Source organism: Neobacillus sp. SuZ13, from assembly GCF_030123365.1.
GTDB lineage: Bacteria > Bacillota > Bacilli > Bacillales > Cytobacillaceae > Neobacillus.
Genome location: NZ_CP126107.1, coordinates 4,139,561 through 4,156,200 on the forward strand (window position 1 = coordinate 4,139,561; position 16,640 = coordinate 4,156,200).

The following is a 16,640-nucleotide window of genomic DNA, read 5'->3' on the forward strand; positions in this document are numbered from 1 at the left end:
ATTATGATTGGTTTTCTTTACTGGCTTCTTTTTTCTTATTCATAAAGTGAACAATAAAGGTAGCTCCAAATGTTACAGCTAAAATGATAAAGAAATGTAATGATTCAATATGAATGTTGAATAACGGTAAGGTTAGAGCCATCTTAATAGAAATAATCAGGATTAAGATGTAAGCAGTAGTTTCAAGTTCGGGAATTCTATCAATTAATGTGAGGAATACACCAGCAACACCCCGCATCATTAATACACCTAGGATTCCACCTACAAACAGTATCCAAACTTGGTTGCTGACCCCAAATGCAGCAAGAACACTATCGACCGAGAAAGCAATATCCATTAATTCAACAGCTGCTACGGTTCCCCAGAAGGTACCAAATAGACGAATTAGCAAGCCGCCTTGATTAATTCCTTCTGCTTCCTCTTCATCATGACCAGTATCGCCTTTACGCTTATCGATGAAATACTTAATCGCTAACCACGCAAGATAGGCGGCCCCAAGAGCTTTGATGACCCAAAACTTGATTAAGTATACTCCGATTCCAATAGCGATAAATCGGAATATATATGCACCTAATAAACCATAGAATAAAGCTCTTTTCCGCTTTTCAGGCGGCAAGTGTTTAACCATTACGGCCAACACAAGCGCGTTATCCGCAGAAAGCAGGCCTTCTAAAATAATAAGAGTCCCTATAAGTCCCCAGCTGACCGGATCTGATAATATCTTACCCCACATATCTAAATCAAAAAATTGTGCATATGTGTCCAAGATATGATTAATAACTGACATTTAGAATAATTCCTCCCAAGTTGTTAAGAAAGTTTTTGTAAAAAGACCCAGTATGAAACTGGATCTTTCACATTTAACAATTAACCAATCTGTAAGCCGAAGTCTGTGGCAAGTGCAGCTAAACCGCCTTGATAGCCGCTGCCAATAGCACTGAATTTCCATTCACCATTGTGACGATATAATTCCCCGACAACAATGGCTGTTTCAATCGAGAAATCCTCACCTAAATCATAGCGAATTAATTCTTCTCCGTTGGCCTCATTATAGATACGGGCATAAGCATTTGAAACCTGACCAAAGTTTTGGTTTCTGCTGTCTGCATCGTGAATTGTAATTGTAAAAGCAATTCGCTGAATATTAGCAGGGATAGATGTAAGATTTACTTTCACACCCTCGTCATCACCATCCCCAGCACCTGTGCGATTATCACCAGTATGTACAACAGCACCATTTGCTCCTTGAGGATTATTATAGAAAATAAAGTCAGTTTCATTCGTCACTTTTCCATTTTCTCCTAATAAGAAAACAGATGAATCTAAATCAAAATCATTACCGCCATCATATTTGTTCGTGTCCCATCCAAGTCCAACTACCACGTTTGTTAATCCTGGATTGGTTTTTGTTAAATCCACTTTTTGACCTTTTGATAAACTTACTGCCATTTTTCATTCCTCCATTTTAGGTAATAGTCTATTTACGAGTTTGTCATAAAAAGGTTTCAATTATTATAATAATTTTTTTTTGTGCTTATTAGCAAATCACTTTAACTCATCCATTTGGGTGGTGTATTTTTAGCCCAATAAATGGCCCCTAATTCATGGTGGTTCTGGAAATCATCATGATAGGTGTGATAATGAAAGTTAAACCAATAGCCTTCTTGTGGCGGATTATCCCGTCTCACATGGAAACGAAGGACATCTTTACCGGTTCCTCGATTATTAATATTAAATATTTTCTCCGAATGTCCTGCCCCGGGTTGTTCTGTAATAGTGAGATTTTTTAAATCTTCTTCAGGAAATTGAATGGCCATCTCCTCAAGAGCTCTTTCGATATTCGGTAAAATAATTTCTTTGAATTCATTTTCGATGACAGGTTTTATTTTAGTACCAAATTTCTGATAGGACTGGATTTCTGCCTGTTTCATCAGTTCCTCTATAAATTTATCTCTATCAAACTCCGCTGTTTCCTCAAACGTGTTCACTTTTCCATAGGAATCTTCGGTTGACGGGGCTTCAAACGCATCACGATCCGTGAGATTCTCTGCGTTTATATGGTCTATTAATTGTGTTGGTGTAACAAGTCCAAAAGTTAAAACGGAAACTAGTACAAATAACGTTTTACGAACCCAATTGTTCATTATTAATCACCCTATTCTTTATTCAATTTTCTATTATTATCTCAAATTAGTTATTATAGAAAATATTATACTTCCTTTTACACATAATTGGAAAAATTTCCGTCCAACACTACAAAAAAAAGGATGTCGGCTGACATCCTTTTTAACAATGGGCTTCGAATGCCCCGAGTAAATTATGCATTACTGATTCCATCGGCATTCCTTCAATATCATGTCTTGGAATAAAATGAACAACTTTTTTATCCTTTAATAATGCCATTGAAGGAGATGATGGTTCAATTCCTTCAAAATACTCACGCATTTTTGCGGTTGCTTCTTTATCCTGTCCAGCAAACACGGTTACGATATGGTTCGGTTTTTTCTCGCTATTTAGGACAGCTTGCGTTGCCGCAGGACGAGCCAACCCAGCCGCACAACCGCATACGGAATTTACGACAACAAGCGTTGTTCCACTCACATTTTCCATAAATTGTTCTACCTCTTGAGCTGTTGCGAGCTCTTCAAAACCAGCTCTTGTTAATTCTTCTCGCATCGGTAAAACCATTTGTTTCATATATTCTTCATATGCATTTGACAATTTTAATCACTCCGTTTCGGTTCATCCACTTTAGAATACCTAATCTACTGCCTATTTGCAATTTTATTCAACGCTCTTCCTAGCTTCCGTCATTTGCTTCCAAACAGACCCCTTTGCTTCTGAGCCGCCTTCTATTCTTTCGATCGCCATTTTTATTTGCAAACTGACTTCAAACTCCGAATCATTTTCGGCAGCTTTTAATGCCGGAAGTGCCTTTTCATCGCCTGCTTCATATAAAAACATAGCTGCCCGCCAGCGGACAAGCTTGCTCTTATCCTGCAATGCCTTCATCATTTCGTCTGTGGCTTCCGAAAACCCTAAATCTGATAGACAATCTCCCGCTGTCCTGCGAACAGTCACCGTTTTATCTTTCAGTGCCTTATACAGTAACGGCAATACTTTCTTTTCCTTGATCATACCTAGGTACACGGTTGCTAGCCTTCGAATCGAAGCCTTTTCATCTGATAACGCTTTTTCCAGGACTGGTAAATCCTCTAATTCTGGGTCATCCATTTGTTCGAGAACCTGATAGCGAATTTGCCAATCCGGATTATCTAACTCTTTTAACGATACTTTTTTGCGCTTCTTACTATATTTTAATTCCGGCTTAGGATCAGTGGATTGTGCTTTTGCAACCAATTCTTCAAGCCGCACCTCAGGATAGGCGGCAATAAGTTCATCCACCACTTCCTGGCCGATCTGCTCAAACTCTCCATAGCGGACGCCTTGATTTTGCCATTTTCTAAGTAAAAGGTAATGATCATCAGGCAGCTGTGCCCGTTCTCTTGCTTTTAAAAAGGATTCCGGCATTCCAAACCTTTTTTCTGATGTGCCGTCCGTAAGCTTTACTTGGAGGGGAATATCTTTAAACATCTGGATTTCAACCTTAATCTCACCAAAATGTTCGTTGATCTGATTGGTTTGGCTAATTTCCTCCACTTTTTCACCAAATGCTTGGCGTACTTGCGGCAATAATTCCTTCCAATCATATTTCGCATTTCGTTCAATGGCAAGAAAATCTGCCACATGATAAACACCTTTTATACCATCAATTTGAAGGATGGCTTGAATCATTGCTGGAGCATCAGCAACAGTTTCTTTTTTATAATTATGGCTCTTCCCCATGGGAAGTTCTTCATCTAAAATGATCTTCATTGTATTTGGACTTGGCGTTGGTTCAATCGCTTTAATTTTCAACACGATCACCTCATTCCTTTTCCGCGAGTTCGGCCAAGTATGACCAGCGCTCGATTAAATGTTCGAGTTTCTCGTTCAATTCAGTTTCTTGCTTCATTAAGTCTTGTGCCTTGGTAAAATCACTGCCTGTCTTTGCCATTTCTGAAGCTATTTCTTCCAGGCGGGTTTCCGTTGTCTCGATGTCTTGATCAATGGATTCCCATTCTTTTTTCTCTGAATAGGTCATTCTTTTCTTTTTTTCTTTTTCAATTGGCTTTGTTGGCTTAGCGGTAACAGTGACTGTTTTTTGTGCCTCTAATGCCGATTCCTTTTCAAGATACTCTGTGTAATTTCCATAGAAGGATTCAATTGCCCCTTCCCCTTGTAGAACGAGAAGCTGCTCTGCCACCTTATCTAAGAAATAGCGGTCATGGGAAACCGTAATCACCACTCCTGGAAAATCCTCCAAATAATCTTCGAGAACGGTCAGTGTCTGTGTATCAAGGTCATTTGTAGGTTCGTCCAATAGAAGCACATTTGGAGCTGTCATTAGTATTTTCAATAAGTATAAACGTCGTTTTTCACCACCCGATAACTTGCGGATTGGTGTTCCGTGCGTAAATGGCGGAAACAAAAACCGTTCAAGCATTTGGGCCGCTGAGATTGTTTTCCCATCCGAGGTGTTTACAACTTCGGCTGTCTCTTTAATATATTCAATCATCCGCTTATTTTCATCCATGTCTTCGCTTTCCTGGGTATAATAAGCGATTTTCACGGTCTGGCCCATGATGAATTCCCCTTCATCCAGCGGGATTTGTTTAGCAAGAATATTCAACAGAGTTGATTTACCCGTCCCGTTTTTCCCGATAATCCCCATTCTGTCCCCAGGTTTTACTAACAAATTAAAGTGATTTAGGATTGTTCTTGATCCGAATCGCTTGGAAGCATCCTTCAGTTCAAATACTTGTTTTCCTAGGCGGCTTCCGTTTAAAGTAATATCAAGTTTTTCAGAGGCTGGTTTTCCATTAGTAACCTTCTCATCCAGCTCTTCAAATCGTTGAATCCTGGCTTTTTGTTTTGTTGTTCTTGCTTTTGCGCCGCGCCGGATCCATTCAAGTTCTCTTCTAAAAAGATTTTTTCTTTTTTCAAAAGTCGCTGCCTCATTCTCTTCACGAATCGCTTTTGCTTCTAAAAAGGCTGCATAATTGCCTTTATAACTATATATTTGACCGCCATCTAGTTCAAACATCCGATTTGCCACTCGGTCTAAAAAGTAACGGTCGTGAGTGACAAGCAAAATCGAACCACTATACCTGCTTAAATAATCTTCCAACCATTTCACCGAATCAAAATCTAGATGGTTGGTTGGCTCATCTAAAATAAGTAAATCTGGTTCAGCAATCAAAACTTGTGCTAATGCGACTCGCTTCTTTTGCCCCCCGGACATTTCACCAATTCTTTTTGTAAAATCTTCAATCCCTAATTTCGTTAAAATCGATTTTGCATTTGTGCTCGCATCCCAGGCATTTAGCGCATCCATCTGCTTTTGCAAACGAAAAAGGTCTTCTTGGATTTTCGTATCATTTGGGGAACTAGTAAGCTCCAGCAATGTTTTTTCATAGGAGCGCATTAGTTTGAGAATTGGGGCTTCACCATGGAAAACCTGCTCTAGCACTGATTTATCCCCATCTAATTCTGGCTGCTGATTTAAAAATGTGATTGAATAATCTTTGCTTGTAATGATTTTGCCTTCATCCGGCGTATCCAGCCCAGCAATAATTTTTAATAGTGATGATTTACCAGTTCCATTGACCCCGATTAACCCGACACGCTCTTTTTCTCCAATCGTAAAGGAAATAGAGTTAAAGAGTTGTTTTTCCCCATATGTTTTTGAAACATTTTCAACTGTGAGCATTTTCATACCTGTCCATCCCATTCTCGGTAAAATTGTTCTAAAAAAGTTACCATCATTTGTTGACGACTCTCTGCCATTTTTCGAGCAGTATCTGTATTTAGTAAGTCTTTCAATTTAAGCAGTTTTTCATAGAAATGATGAATACTTGTTGATTTCCCTTTTCGATACTCTTCTAAAGTCATTTCATTTCTTACAGAAATGCTTGGGTCATAAATGGATTGCCCTTTTTTGCCGCCGTAGGCAAACGCCCTCGCAATCCCGATGGCTCCAATCGCATCTAAACGGTCCGCATCCTGAACAATTTTTGCTTCAATCGTGGACAGTGTCGTCCTTTGTCCACCCTTAAAGGAAATCGTTTCGATAATCTGTTTTATATGTCTTTTATCAGTATCTGTCAGCAGAAGGGTTTGTAAAAAAGATTCCAGTTTTTCTTCCCCTTTTTCACTGCTTTCATTGAGCTTTTCATCTGCTATGTCATGGAGAAGGGCCGCCATTTCAATAATGAACGGATCTCCTGTCGTTTCTTCCTTGCAAATATGTAGGGCATTTCTTCGAACACGATCCACATGAAACCAATCATGGCCAGTAGCGTCTTCCCCTAATTCGTTGCGGACATAATTTTCTGTTTGTTCTATCACTTGGTTTCTCATTTTCACGAACACCCACTTTCACCCTTGCTATTTTATCATGAAAAACAAATAAAAAATAACCCCGAAGAATCGGGATTATTTTTTATTTGCTTGACGTCCACTTTTTTTCTGACTTTGCGATTTGGTATTACCAATCTGAAATTCACTGCCAAGTTCGATATCATTTCGTTTGTCTTGTTTTTCAATTTGCTCTCTCGTTTGGTTCGCATTTTGTCTACCTTGCTTACTAATTGCGCATCTTCCTCTCATTTAAAATCAAGTGCAAAATTAGTATGCTCCATCCAAGAAAAAGTTATTTCAAGCCGTTGTGCCAACTGATTCCAAGCGTATTTTCACCTGCATGTACACCGATCACTGCTCCTAAGGGACAACGAACTATCTTTAAATCAGGAAATTCCTTGCTTATTTCATATTCCCAATTGGAGGCTTGTTCCTCATGCAATCCATATAAAATATATACTTCTTTAAAGTGATGCTGCTCGTAGGATAATCGTAAATAATCCACTATTCTTTCTTTCGCCTTTTTCTCACTTCTTGCTTTTTCTTTTACATTCAATGCCCCGTCTACGATGGAAATAATCGGTTTAACATTAAGCATACTGCCGAGAAAGAATTTCAAGCCTGACATTCTGCCACTTCGGTGGAGTTGTTCTAAACTTCCAACAAGGACATAAGTCTCGTTCGTTTTCTTGATCCTTTCAAGTTGGTCGATTACCGAATCAAGACTAGCACCAGCCTCCATAAAAGCCATTCCCTCTTTTAGCAAGGCTGTCATCGGATAAGTAAGAATGTTAGAATCAAACGTGGTAACCGGAATTTCAACCAATTTTGCTGCTTGCTCACTTGAGGATACCGTACCACTTAACTTTCCTGATAAAAGTACAGCAACCACTTGGTCATAATCCGCTGACAATTTTTCGTAGAGTGCTTGAAATGCCCCAATAGAAGGCTGTGATGTTTTTGGAGGATTTTTAAGCTGCTTTAGTCGATCAAATAATTGAGCAGATGTTAAGTCAATCCCATCTGAATATTCCTCGCCATCAAGTAAAATTGTTAACGGTATTGTATATAAATCCGGATGATTTCTTAATTCTTCATCTAAATAGGCAGTACTATCTGTAACCCATGCCGTTTTGACCAACGTCATCTCCCCTTATAATAATTTTGAACTAGTATGTAAATTAATCGTACATAAAAATTAGAATATTGTAAATATTATAAGAAAAACAACAAAACCAGCCTTCAATAAAAAAAGCTGGTTTTGGATTTTTAACGAATTTCCTCGTTTAGTTTCTTTAGGGTAGTGATGATAAACTCCGTCATTTCGACTAAGTCCTCGATTTGGTCTTCATGAATCAGCCGATCAAATTCAATCTTTATTATAAGAGCTTTCACTGGATCAATGCTTAACGGGTCATAGAGTACTCTTTGAGTTATTGTTCTGGTCGGCCCCCAAATATCCACTAAGAGGGCTTTTAGTGCGGTAAAATCTATGTCCAATTCATCTTTAGCTGTATGAAATTGCAGACTTAACATACATCCTGCCTGCTCCTCTGATTGGAAGGATGGTAAAAGCTCCGCGGCTAAATTAACAAGTCCTGATTGCAATTCGATTGTCGCCTTTACCTTTTTTTCGGGTAATCGGAACGAAATGTCAAATGTTCGTGACATTTTAGCCATATTAAATGAATCGTTTCGATCGGTAATAACTATCTCTCCACAAATATCCAGATCATAAAGAGCCCCTTCAATCACTACTTTCATATTATCAAATGCAGTTGGATCAAACATAAACTTTCGACTCTCCTCTTAGAATAGCCCGATTGCATTCCCGTTTTCATCGACATCCATATTTAAGGCTGCCGGTTTTTTTGGTAATCCCGGCATCGTCATGACATCTCCCGTTAAGGCGACAATAAATCCAGCCCCGATTGAAGGTTTAAATTCCCTGACTGTTACATTGAAATCCGAAGGTCTGCCTAACTTTGATGGATCATCAGATAAAGAATACTGGGATTTCGCCATACAAACAGCCAAATTAGACCAGCCAAACTTTTCAAAATCAATTAATTGTTTTTTTGCTTTTGATGAAAGTTCAACTTCGTTTCCACCATAAACTTTTTGAACAATCGTCCGAACTTTCTTTTCAATCGAATCCGATAAGTCATAGAGCGGTTTAAAATGGTTTTCTTCCCTGTCCATGACAGCTAACAGTTTATTAGCAAGATCGATGCCTCCTGCTCCACCCTTTTCCCAGACTTCAGTTAAAGCAACGGCCACATTTTCTCTTTGACACCATTCAAGTAATGTGTCTACTTCCTGTTTGGTATCGGTGATGAATTTGTTAACGGCCACAACAACTGGTAATCCAAAGCTCTGAATGGTCTCAATATGTTTCTTTAGATTTGCAAAACCCAGCGTTAATGATGGAATATTTTCTTTAGCTAACTCACTTTTCACTACACCGCCATGCATTTTCAAAGCACGAATTGTTGCAACAATAACAACAGCCTCCGGTTTAATACCTGCACTTCTCGATTTTATATGTAAAAATTTCTCTGCACCCAAATCAGCACCAAACCCTGCTTCTGTAATAACATAATCCGCTAATTTAGCTGCTGTGGTTGTTGCAATTACACTGTTACATCCATGGGCAATATTTGCAAATGGACCGCCATGAATTAGAGCTGGCGTGTGTTCAATCGTTTGTACAAGATTGGGTTTAACCGCATCTTTTAACAATAACGTTAATGCACCTTCCACCCCTAAATCACCAACAGTCACTGGATTCTTATCATAATTATAAGCTACAACCATCCGAGATAATCGTAATTTTAAATCTTTTAAGTCTGTGGCTAAACATAGAACCGCCATAATTTCTGATGCAACTGTAATATCAAAACCATCTTCACGAGGCACCCCTTGGAGTGGGCCGCCAAGGCCGATAATTACTTTTCTTAAGGCTCTGTCATTTAAATCTACCGCCCGTTTCCAGACAATCCTGCGTTGATCAATGTTAAGTTCGTTACCCTGTTGGAGATGATTATCGATTAATGCCGCGAGGGCATTGTTTGCAGTCGTTATCGCGTGAAGATCTCCAGTAAAGTGTAGATTGATATCTTCCATTGGCAGGACTTGTGAGTACCCACCACCAGTCGCCCCGCCTTTAATACCCATTGTAGGGCCCAGGGAAGGCTCTCTTATAGCGATCATTGTTTTTTTACCAATTTTATTGAAAGCATCGGCCAGTCCAACCGTTACGGTCGACTTTCCTTCGCCAGCCGGTGTTGGATTAATGGAAGTGACAAGAATTATTTTCCCACTTTCCTTCGTTCTCAGTTTAGCAAGAGCTTCGTTTGAAATTTTGGCCTTGTATTTACCAAAGAGCTCTAAATCATCCGCTTCCAGACCAATTTTTTCTGCTATTTCAACAATTGGTCTCATCTCTGAATCTTGTGCAATTTCAATGTCTGATTTCACTATTGTTTTTAATACCACCTTTATCCCCCGCATTCAGCATTAGAAATGACCTACGGTTTCATTGTATCAAAAAAGCGCTTTCAATCAATTTGTTAATTATGAACAAATTATTATCTTTTCTGAATTTAGAATAATGTTTATAATATAAATATTAAATATTATAAATATTCATTGACTTCATGTCGTATGTAGTAGTTATATTAATGGATGTAGTATTAGATAAACGCATGAAATTAAACCAGAAAAAGGGGATGGTCACTTGCCAATTAACATTCCAAAACTTCTTCCTGCGAGGGAAATTCTTGAAACAGAAAATATCTTCATCATGGATAACGAACGTGCCATTGCTCAGGACATCAGACCGCTAAATATACTCATTCTGAATTTAATGCCTGAAAAAGAAAGAGCAGAAACACAGCTTTTACGATTATTAGGAAACTCGCCCTTACAAGTAAATGTTAATTTTTTAAAAACGAATTCATATGAATCTACTCATACGAGTAAACAGCATCTCGAACAGTTTTACACGACCTTTTCACAAGTGAAGAACCTGAAATTTGACGGGATGATTATCACTGGTGCCCCTGTGGAACTGTTAGAATATGATCAAGTGAAATATTGGTCAGAGTTAACAGAAATAATGGATTGGGCCAATGAAAATGTCACTTCGACATTACATATTTGTTGGGGAGCCCAGGCTGCACTACATTATCATTACGGAATTGGTAAATTTGAATTACAGAGAAAATGCTCCGGCATTTATGCCCACCGGATTTTTGAACAAAATGATATTTTGCTGCGTGGTTTTGATGATCAATTTTACGCTCCGCATTCCCGTTATACAGATGTTTCGATCGAAGCGATTAAAAAGAATACAGAACTAAAATTATTAGCTGCCTCAGATGATGCAGGAGCCTTATTAATTGCATCTCGCGATAGAAAGCATGTAATGATTACTGGACATTTAGAATATGAATCAGATTCGCTTGCACAGGAATACGAAAGGGATGTGAATAAGGGTCTTGAAATCCATATTCCCGAAAACTACTTCCCAAATAATGATCCAACCCAACCGCCAATAAATCGCTGGCGGTCCCATGGCCATTTATTCTTTTCAAACTGGCTCAATTATTATGTCTACCAAGAAACCCCTTTTTTTTGGGCTTAACAGAAAGCATCGGAAAATAACTTCCGATGCTTTTTTAAGTTTATTTTTTTTAAAAATAGAAAGAATATAGAAAAAGTAAGAGGCTCCATAAAAAATCTAAAGGGGAGAGTTTGTATGGAATCAATCGTTGCACTTCATCGCAATTACTTTGGTGAAATTATTAACTTCGTTACTTCCGAGGGGCGAATCATCTCGTATCGAAAGGCGTTACAAGAGGCTGAAGACGGTCTAATCCAAGGGGTTCAGGCGATAGAGGAAGAACATGGGAAAATGTCTTTAATCCCAGAAAGCAGCCAATCTTTTGACCAGTTCCCAGATTTATATTAAAAGCACCTAGCTTAATTTGCTAGGTGCTTTCTTATTATTCATTTTCATTCTGTTTTTGAATTTCATTTAATGCATCAATTCGCTTTTGATCCTCTTCAAAAAACTGAACAAGGTCACCAATTCGATCGATGGAATCCCAACTTAAATGGTGCTCAATCCCTTCAACATCGTTATAAATATTTTCATCTTTTACACCGATGATTTTTAGGAATTGTTCTAGCAAATCATGTCTAAAGACAAGTCGTTTACCAATCTTTTTACCCTTTGTTGTTAACACGAGACCTCTATATTTTTCATAAACTAAGTACTCATCTTTATCAAGCTTTTGCACCATTTTCGTTACTGAGGAGGGATGTACAGACAGCGCTTCGGCAATATCTGAGACCCGAGCGTATCCTTTTTCTTCAATCAATATATATATTTGTTCAATATAATCTTCCATACTTGGTGTTGGCATCCCATACCCTCCAAAAAAATTACTCAACTAAAAGTGTACTATAAGAAAAAAATAGTGACAAGGAACTTTATCATTTATCTATAAATACTTCCTTATTTTGAGGCTTTTGTTCAAATAAAAATTTGACCCTTTTTTCAGATTCGTCTAAATAAAGCCGGGCATTAAAAGTTTTTTCTTTATTAACAAACCCTTCAATCAGCTCTGTTTTCCCTTCAGATAAAAGAAGCTTAATATTCTTTTGCGTAATGTTTTTACCTAAAATCTTCTTGGATATAGTAAAATCACAATGATTTTTTTGGTAGTTGGAACAGCCATAAAAACTGCCCTTGTCCACTACCGATCCCTCACATTTTTTACAAGTCCCTAATTTGGTAGACTGCTTTCTTCCCTTTTGCTTTCCTGGTGCAAAATTTTCACGCATTTCATCTGAAAACGACCAATTTGCCGCTTGGTCTATACTAGACGTAAATAAATGAAAAACCATCTTTTTCGTTTGCTCCATGAAATGTTTGGGCGCTGCAGATCCTTCTGAAATTTCCTTCAATTTCTGTTCCCACTTGGCGGTCATTTCAGGTGAAGCTAAAATTTCTTTGCCGATGGCTTCGATCAGGATTTTGGCCTTTGCTGTGGCATAAACTAAATTTTTGTTTACCTCAATATATAAACGGTCCTTTAACATCGTAATAATGCCAGCTCTCGTCGCTTCCGTGCCAAGACCCTCAGTTTTAGTTAGGATTTTTTCAAGCTCTTTATCATCTATATGCTTTCCGGCCGTTTTCATTAACGTAATCAATTGACCTTCGGTATAACGTTTTGGAGGCTGAGTCTTACTTTCTTTCACTTCCACTTTATCTGTCTTACCTTGCTCACCCTCTGTTAACTTTGGCAGTGCAGGCTCATCATCATTATCTTTTGGTTTCAGTACCTTTCGCCAGCCTTCCTCAATCTGTACCTTACCTTTTGAGATAAATGCCGCCCTGCCATCTACCAATGTAGTTACAGTAGTATATTCCGCAATCGCCTTATTGTAGTGTGCAGCTATTAAACTTGTTACGACTAAATCATATATTTTCTTTTCATCTGGGGTAAGCCGTTCTACATTTGGGATTTGTTCCGTTGGAATAATTGCGTAGTGGTCCGTGACCTTCTTTTCATTCACATAGCGTTTGTTTTCTGAAATAGATGTTATTGGCAAGGGGAAGAAACTCTCGTAATCCTTAATATGACTTAATTTGTTTAAGATATCTGGGAAAGTATTGGCTTCTTCTTTCGTTACATACCGTGAGTCGGAACGAGGGTATGAGACATTTCCTTTTTGATAGAGCTTTTGCATAACATCTAGTGTTTTCTTCGGAGAAAATTTAAACCGTTTGTTCGCCTCAGCTTGTAGAGCCGATAGATTGTATAAGAGTGGTGGGAGAAATTCTTTTCTTTCTGATTGAACCTCACTAACCTCAGCGGGTTTACCTTTGCAAAAAGCCGCGACTTTATCTGCTAACTCTTTTTTATTTACTCGAGTTTCGCCATCATTCTGCCATTTTCCCGTGTACTTTTTTCCATCCATAATAAAATGTGCTAGAACCTCCCAAAAGGGATCCGACTTAAAGTTCTCTATCTCTAGTTCTCTTTTAACAATCAGGGCTAAAGTTGGGGTTTGCACTCTGCCAACTGAAAAAACATCAGAAAATCCTTGTTTTTGAAGTAAGAGGCTATAGAGCCGTGAGGCATTCATACCAACCACCCAGTCAGCACAAGCCCTGGTATAGGCTTCAAAATATAAACTCCGCGTCTGTTGTTCATCCAAAAGCTTCTGGAAACCCTCTCGAATACTATTGGCTGTCAACGAAGAAATCCAAAGCCTTTTCATAGGTTTGTGACATTTTGTCAGCCTGAGGATATTACGAATTATTAGCTCACCTTCGCGCCCCGCATCACCCGCGTGAATAATTTCAGTAACTCTTGGGTCAGAGACCAATTTCTTAATGACGGCAAATTGCTTTGCCTTATCCTTTGTTACCTCGTATTCAAACTGTTCGGGGATCATTGGTAAATGATCTAATGACCATTTTTTCCAGCCTTGCTGATATTTTTCAGGTGAGACTAATTGGCATATATGTCCAATGGCCCAAGTTATATAGGCTCCCTCTGGAAAAACATCATTTGAAAAAATTTCAATAAAACCATTTTGTTTTTTATGTTTAAAGATTGATGCTAAGGTCGAACCTTGATCCGGCTTTTCGGCAATAATTAATTTCATATGATTTCTCCCTTTTTTACAAGCATCCCGATGTCCATTTTACCCATTAAATCGATAGTTAGTAAAGAGATAAAATACTGGGTATCCAGTATTTCCCTTGACGAATTTATGACAAATGAGTCAGCTGGAGAATAAATAAAAGGATGGCCATTTTATGGCCATCCAGGATAAACTAATCATTACTTTATTTGTTTTAAAGTAGTAAGCTCTGGATCATCATACCAATTGTCATCTGGGATAATATTTGAAACTGTTAATATTAAAGAGGGAATTCTCTCAACTTCGAAAACTATTGCACCAATTTTTTTCGTAAAAATGATAAAGGCACTTCCGTGAGAATATTTACTTAAATCAGCACCGATATGAAGCAGAGCCATGAATATCGCCTGTTTTTCGACTGAATCAATATAAACTTGAGGTGAAAATCTTAATATCCAATCCGCACCTTCAATGGAAAATCGGTACATGGTATCTGCCTCCTGCATGTATATTGGTTATTTAAACATATGATGCAAAAGTAGTTTTATGTTAGTACCTGCAAACGATATCCAAATATTTTCATAGAATCTATGATAAATTAACTAAAAAACCTAAGTCCTTCCTTGACTGTAAATTTTCAATATTGTATATTTAAAGCATCATGTATCTACTATATGCATTCCTATTTTAGTGCAGATCGTTTACATGATAATATTTATCTTTGGCACCATAAGGGTGGCTTGAAAGGCTTAGGAGGAAGAAGTAAATGCAAAACGGTAAAGTTAAATGGTTCAACAATGAAAAAGGTTTTGGTTTTATTGAAGTAGAAGGCGGCGACGATGTATTCGTACACTTCAGCGCTATCACTGGCGAAGGCTTCAAATCTTTAGAAGAAGGCCAAGAAGTTTCTTTTGAAATCGTTGAAGGAAACCGTGGACCACAAGCAGCTAACGTTGTAAAACTATAATCTAAACTAACCAATTAGGGCTGACGAATATCGTCAGCCTTTTTATTTTTGCAGGTAATATGTGACAACCATTAACTTAATTTTTTCCCAAACTCCTGAAGTTGTTCTCCTACTGTACACTGGGAAATGCAAAACCGGTGTGCTGCTCTTCGCCCGCCTTCTTTTTTCATATGTTGATGTAAAAAGCAGCCATCACAGTATTGAGCCATTAACGATTCTACATGACTCAATAATTCTCTTCTGTTGATTTCCTTCACAAGAGTTTCACACCCATTTCCTAAAGAATTAATGTTTTTGCAAATATTTCTTTTCCCTCTAATGCTTGTGTCGCCAGTTTATCTGCCTCTTTATTATCTTTTCTATTAATGGATGTATATTTAGGTATTAAACCTAATTCTTTAATTTTTCCTTCAATTCGGTCAAGCCAGTTGTTAAGGGTATCTTCATAACATGGCCATTCTCCTTCTAACTGTTTTAACACAACCTGGGAGTCACCTTTGAATTCACAGGATAAATGATGGACACCTAAATCCTCTAAAATATTCAATGCATAATAAAAAGCAGCGTATTCTGCTTCATTGTTTGTCTCAAGTTCATCGATCCGTTCATTCGCTCGAATACGGTATTTCTTCTTCCCTTGTTTAAAAAAAATAACTGCTCCGAGACCGGCTTGATTGGTTTCCTTTTGAAAACCTCCATCAAAGTAGACAGTTATTTCATGAGGGTCTTCTTCAATTTCAGTCATCAACTTTTTCATTTCCTTTAAAATCCAAGATGTTCCTTTCTCATCATAAAAAAACAAATCCGATACCTTCCCAGTATTTTCAAGCTCTTCTCCGATTTGTATTGCAGTTTCACCTGATACCAATTCAGAGGAAAACTGAACCTTTTCATTACTTTTCGTTTTATACATCCACTCTAACCGATATTTCAATGTCTTCAACCTTTCTTTAAAGAATTCAATGGCATTTAAAATATTCGATCCTATTCGGCAATTTTACCACTTCATCCTAACCTATTCTGATATATTCTTATCATACCCACTTCTTCATAGTTGTTATAAGAATAAATATTTTCTGCCTTAAAAGAAATATGATAAACTTTCATTAGTACACTTATGGAGGAAACAGAATTGATTGAAGTTTATATTGACGGGGCAAGTGCTGGAAATCCTGGACCAAGCGGGGCCGGGATTTTTATTAAAGGAAATGGCATTACTGAAAAATATTCCATTCCACTTGGAAACATGTCAAATCACGAAGCAGAATATCATGCATTTATTAAAGCATTAGAAATATGTTTAGAAAAAGGGGTTCAGGATTCCGTTTTGTCTTTTAGAACGGATTCTCAATTAGTTAACCAGGCAGTTGAAAAAGAGTTTGTTAAAAATAAGCTTTACACCCCATTACTTGAACACGCATTACATTTATCCAAACAAATTCCTTTATTTTTTATGAAATGGATTCCAAGTGCTGAAAATAAAGTTGCTGATGAATTAGCACGGCAGGCGATTCGAAAAAATCTTCCCGAGGAGCAATAAAAC

The 16,640-nt window shown here is 37.8% G+C and carries 19 protein-coding genes; 4 read left to right on the forward strand and 15 right to left on the reverse strand.

The genetic code is table 11. From position 1 onward, the window contains the following. Position 1: 1 nt before the first annotated feature. The 10 genes from QNH17_RS20340 to QNH17_RS20385 all read right to left on the reverse strand — a co-directional run bounded on the left by QNH17_RS20340 (position 2) and on the right by QNH17_RS20385 (position 9,960). Positions 2-787: a TerC family protein gene (locus QNH17_RS20340; protein WP_283874729.1), complete on the reverse strand. Its 786-nt coding sequence runs from the start codon at positions 785-787 to the stop codon at positions 2-4. Positions 788-867: 80 nt separating this feature from the next. Beyond that, positions 868-1,449, reverse strand: coding sequence for a TerD family protein (locus QNH17_RS20345; RefSeq protein WP_251456858.1), 582 nt, complete (start codon positions 1,447-1,449; stop codon positions 868-870). A 101-nt stretch (positions 1,450-1,550) separates the two neighbouring features. Then, positions 1,551-2,144, reverse strand: coding sequence for a YpjP family protein (locus tag QNH17_RS20350; protein WP_283874734.1), 594 nt, complete (start codon positions 2,142-2,144; stop codon positions 1,551-1,553). A gap of 142 nt (positions 2,145-2,286) precedes the next feature. After that, positions 2,287-2,721: a BrxA/BrxB family bacilliredoxin gene (locus QNH17_RS20355; protein WP_144547325.1), complete on the reverse strand. Its 435-nt coding sequence runs from the start codon at positions 2,719-2,721 to the stop codon at positions 2,287-2,289. A gap of 63 nt (positions 2,722-2,784) precedes the next feature. Beyond that, positions 2,785-3,918: a conserved virulence factor C family protein gene (locus QNH17_RS20360; protein ID WP_283879558.1), complete on the reverse strand. Its 1,134-nt coding sequence runs from the start codon at positions 3,916-3,918 to the stop codon at positions 2,785-2,787. A gap of 10 nt (positions 3,919-3,928) precedes the next feature. Further along, positions 3,929-5,818: an ABC-F family ATP-binding cassette domain-containing protein gene (locus QNH17_RS20365; RefSeq protein WP_283874743.1), complete on the reverse strand. Its 1,890-nt coding sequence runs from the start codon at positions 5,816-5,818 to the stop codon at positions 3,929-3,931. Further along, on the reverse strand, positions 5,815-6,462 hold the full coding sequence (locus QNH17_RS20370; protein WP_283874744.1) for an HD domain-containing protein: 648 nt from the start codon (positions 6,460-6,462) through the stop codon (positions 5,815-5,817). Before QNH17_RS20370 ends, QNH17_RS20365 begins: the two co-directional genes overlap by 4 nt. A 292-nt stretch (positions 6,463-6,754) precedes the next feature. Further along, positions 6,755-7,603, reverse strand: a complete 849-nt coding sequence (locus tag QNH17_RS20375; protein ID WP_283874746.1) for a DegV family protein — start codon at positions 7,601-7,603, stop codon at positions 6,755-6,757. Between the two features lie 128 nt (positions 7,604-7,731). Next, positions 7,732-8,253: a hypothetical protein gene (locus QNH17_RS20380; RefSeq protein WP_283874748.1), complete on the reverse strand. Its 522-nt coding sequence runs from the start codon at positions 8,251-8,253 to the stop codon at positions 7,732-7,734. 18 nt (positions 8,254-8,271) lie between these two features. Beyond that, positions 8,272-9,960 (reverse strand): formate--tetrahydrofolate ligase, encoded by a 1,689-nt coding sequence (locus tag QNH17_RS20385; RefSeq protein WP_283874749.1) that lies wholly within the window; start codon positions 9,958-9,960, stop codon positions 8,272-8,274. Positions 9,961-10,201: 241 nt separating this feature from the next. Between QNH17_RS20385 and metA the strand changes: the two genes are divergently transcribed. Further along, entirely contained in the window at positions 10,202-11,110 is a 909-nt protein-coding gene (gene metA, locus QNH17_RS20390; RefSeq protein ID WP_283874751.1) for a homoserine O-acetyltransferase MetA, read from the forward strand. Positions 11,111-11,224: 114 nt separating this feature from the next. Further along, positions 11,225-11,437, forward strand: a complete 213-nt coding sequence (locus QNH17_RS20395) for a DUF3892 domain-containing protein (RefSeq protein ID WP_144547341.1) — start codon at positions 11,225-11,227, stop codon at positions 11,435-11,437. Between the two features lie 34 nt (positions 11,438-11,471). Here the strand turns inward: QNH17_RS20395 and mntR are convergent, their stop codons facing one another. From mntR to QNH17_RS20410, 3 genes are all read right to left on the reverse strand, one after another. Then, the gene (gene mntR / locus QNH17_RS20400) at positions 11,472-11,894 is read right to left on the reverse strand and encodes a transcriptional regulator MntR (protein WP_026563854.1); all 423 of its coding nucleotides are present in this window, start codon (positions 11,892-11,894) and stop codon (positions 11,472-11,474) included. A 70-nt stretch (positions 11,895-11,964) separates the two neighbouring features. After that, complete coding sequence (locus QNH17_RS20405) at positions 11,965-14,151, reverse strand: DNA topoisomerase III (RefSeq protein WP_283874754.1); 2,187 nt, start codon at positions 14,149-14,151, stop codon at positions 11,965-11,967. A gap of 179 nt (positions 14,152-14,330) precedes the next feature. Beyond that, positions 14,331-14,618 (reverse strand): hypothetical protein, encoded by a 288-nt coding sequence (locus QNH17_RS20410; RefSeq protein ID WP_283874755.1) that lies wholly within the window; start codon positions 14,616-14,618, stop codon positions 14,331-14,333. Between the two features lie 278 nt (positions 14,619-14,896). Here QNH17_RS20410 and cspD point away from each other — a divergent pair, with 278 nt between their 5' ends. Next, on the forward strand, positions 14,897-15,097 hold the full coding sequence (gene cspD, locus QNH17_RS20415; RefSeq protein ID WP_026563856.1) for a cold-shock protein CspD: 201 nt from the start codon (positions 14,897-14,899) through the stop codon (positions 15,095-15,097). Between the two features lie 71 nt (positions 15,098-15,168). On the opposite strand, the gene QNH17_RS20420 is transcribed toward cspD, so the two are convergent. Beyond that, complete coding sequence (locus QNH17_RS20420; RefSeq protein ID WP_349632549.1) at positions 15,169-15,354, reverse strand: zinc-finger domain-containing protein; 186 nt, start codon at positions 15,352-15,354, stop codon at positions 15,169-15,171. 20 nt (positions 15,355-15,374) lie between these two features. Then, the gene (locus tag QNH17_RS20425) at positions 15,375-16,031 is read right to left on the reverse strand and encodes a reverse transcriptase-like protein (RefSeq protein ID WP_283874758.1); all 657 of its coding nucleotides are present in this window, start codon (positions 16,029-16,031) and stop codon (positions 15,375-15,377) included. A gap of 198 nt (positions 16,032-16,229) precedes the next feature. On the opposite strand from QNH17_RS20425, the gene QNH17_RS20430 reads away from it, so the two are divergent. Beyond that, entirely contained in the window at positions 16,230-16,637 is a 408-nt protein-coding gene (locus tag QNH17_RS20430; protein WP_283874759.1) for a reverse transcriptase-like protein, read from the forward strand. Positions 16,638-16,640: the final 3 nt, after the last annotated feature.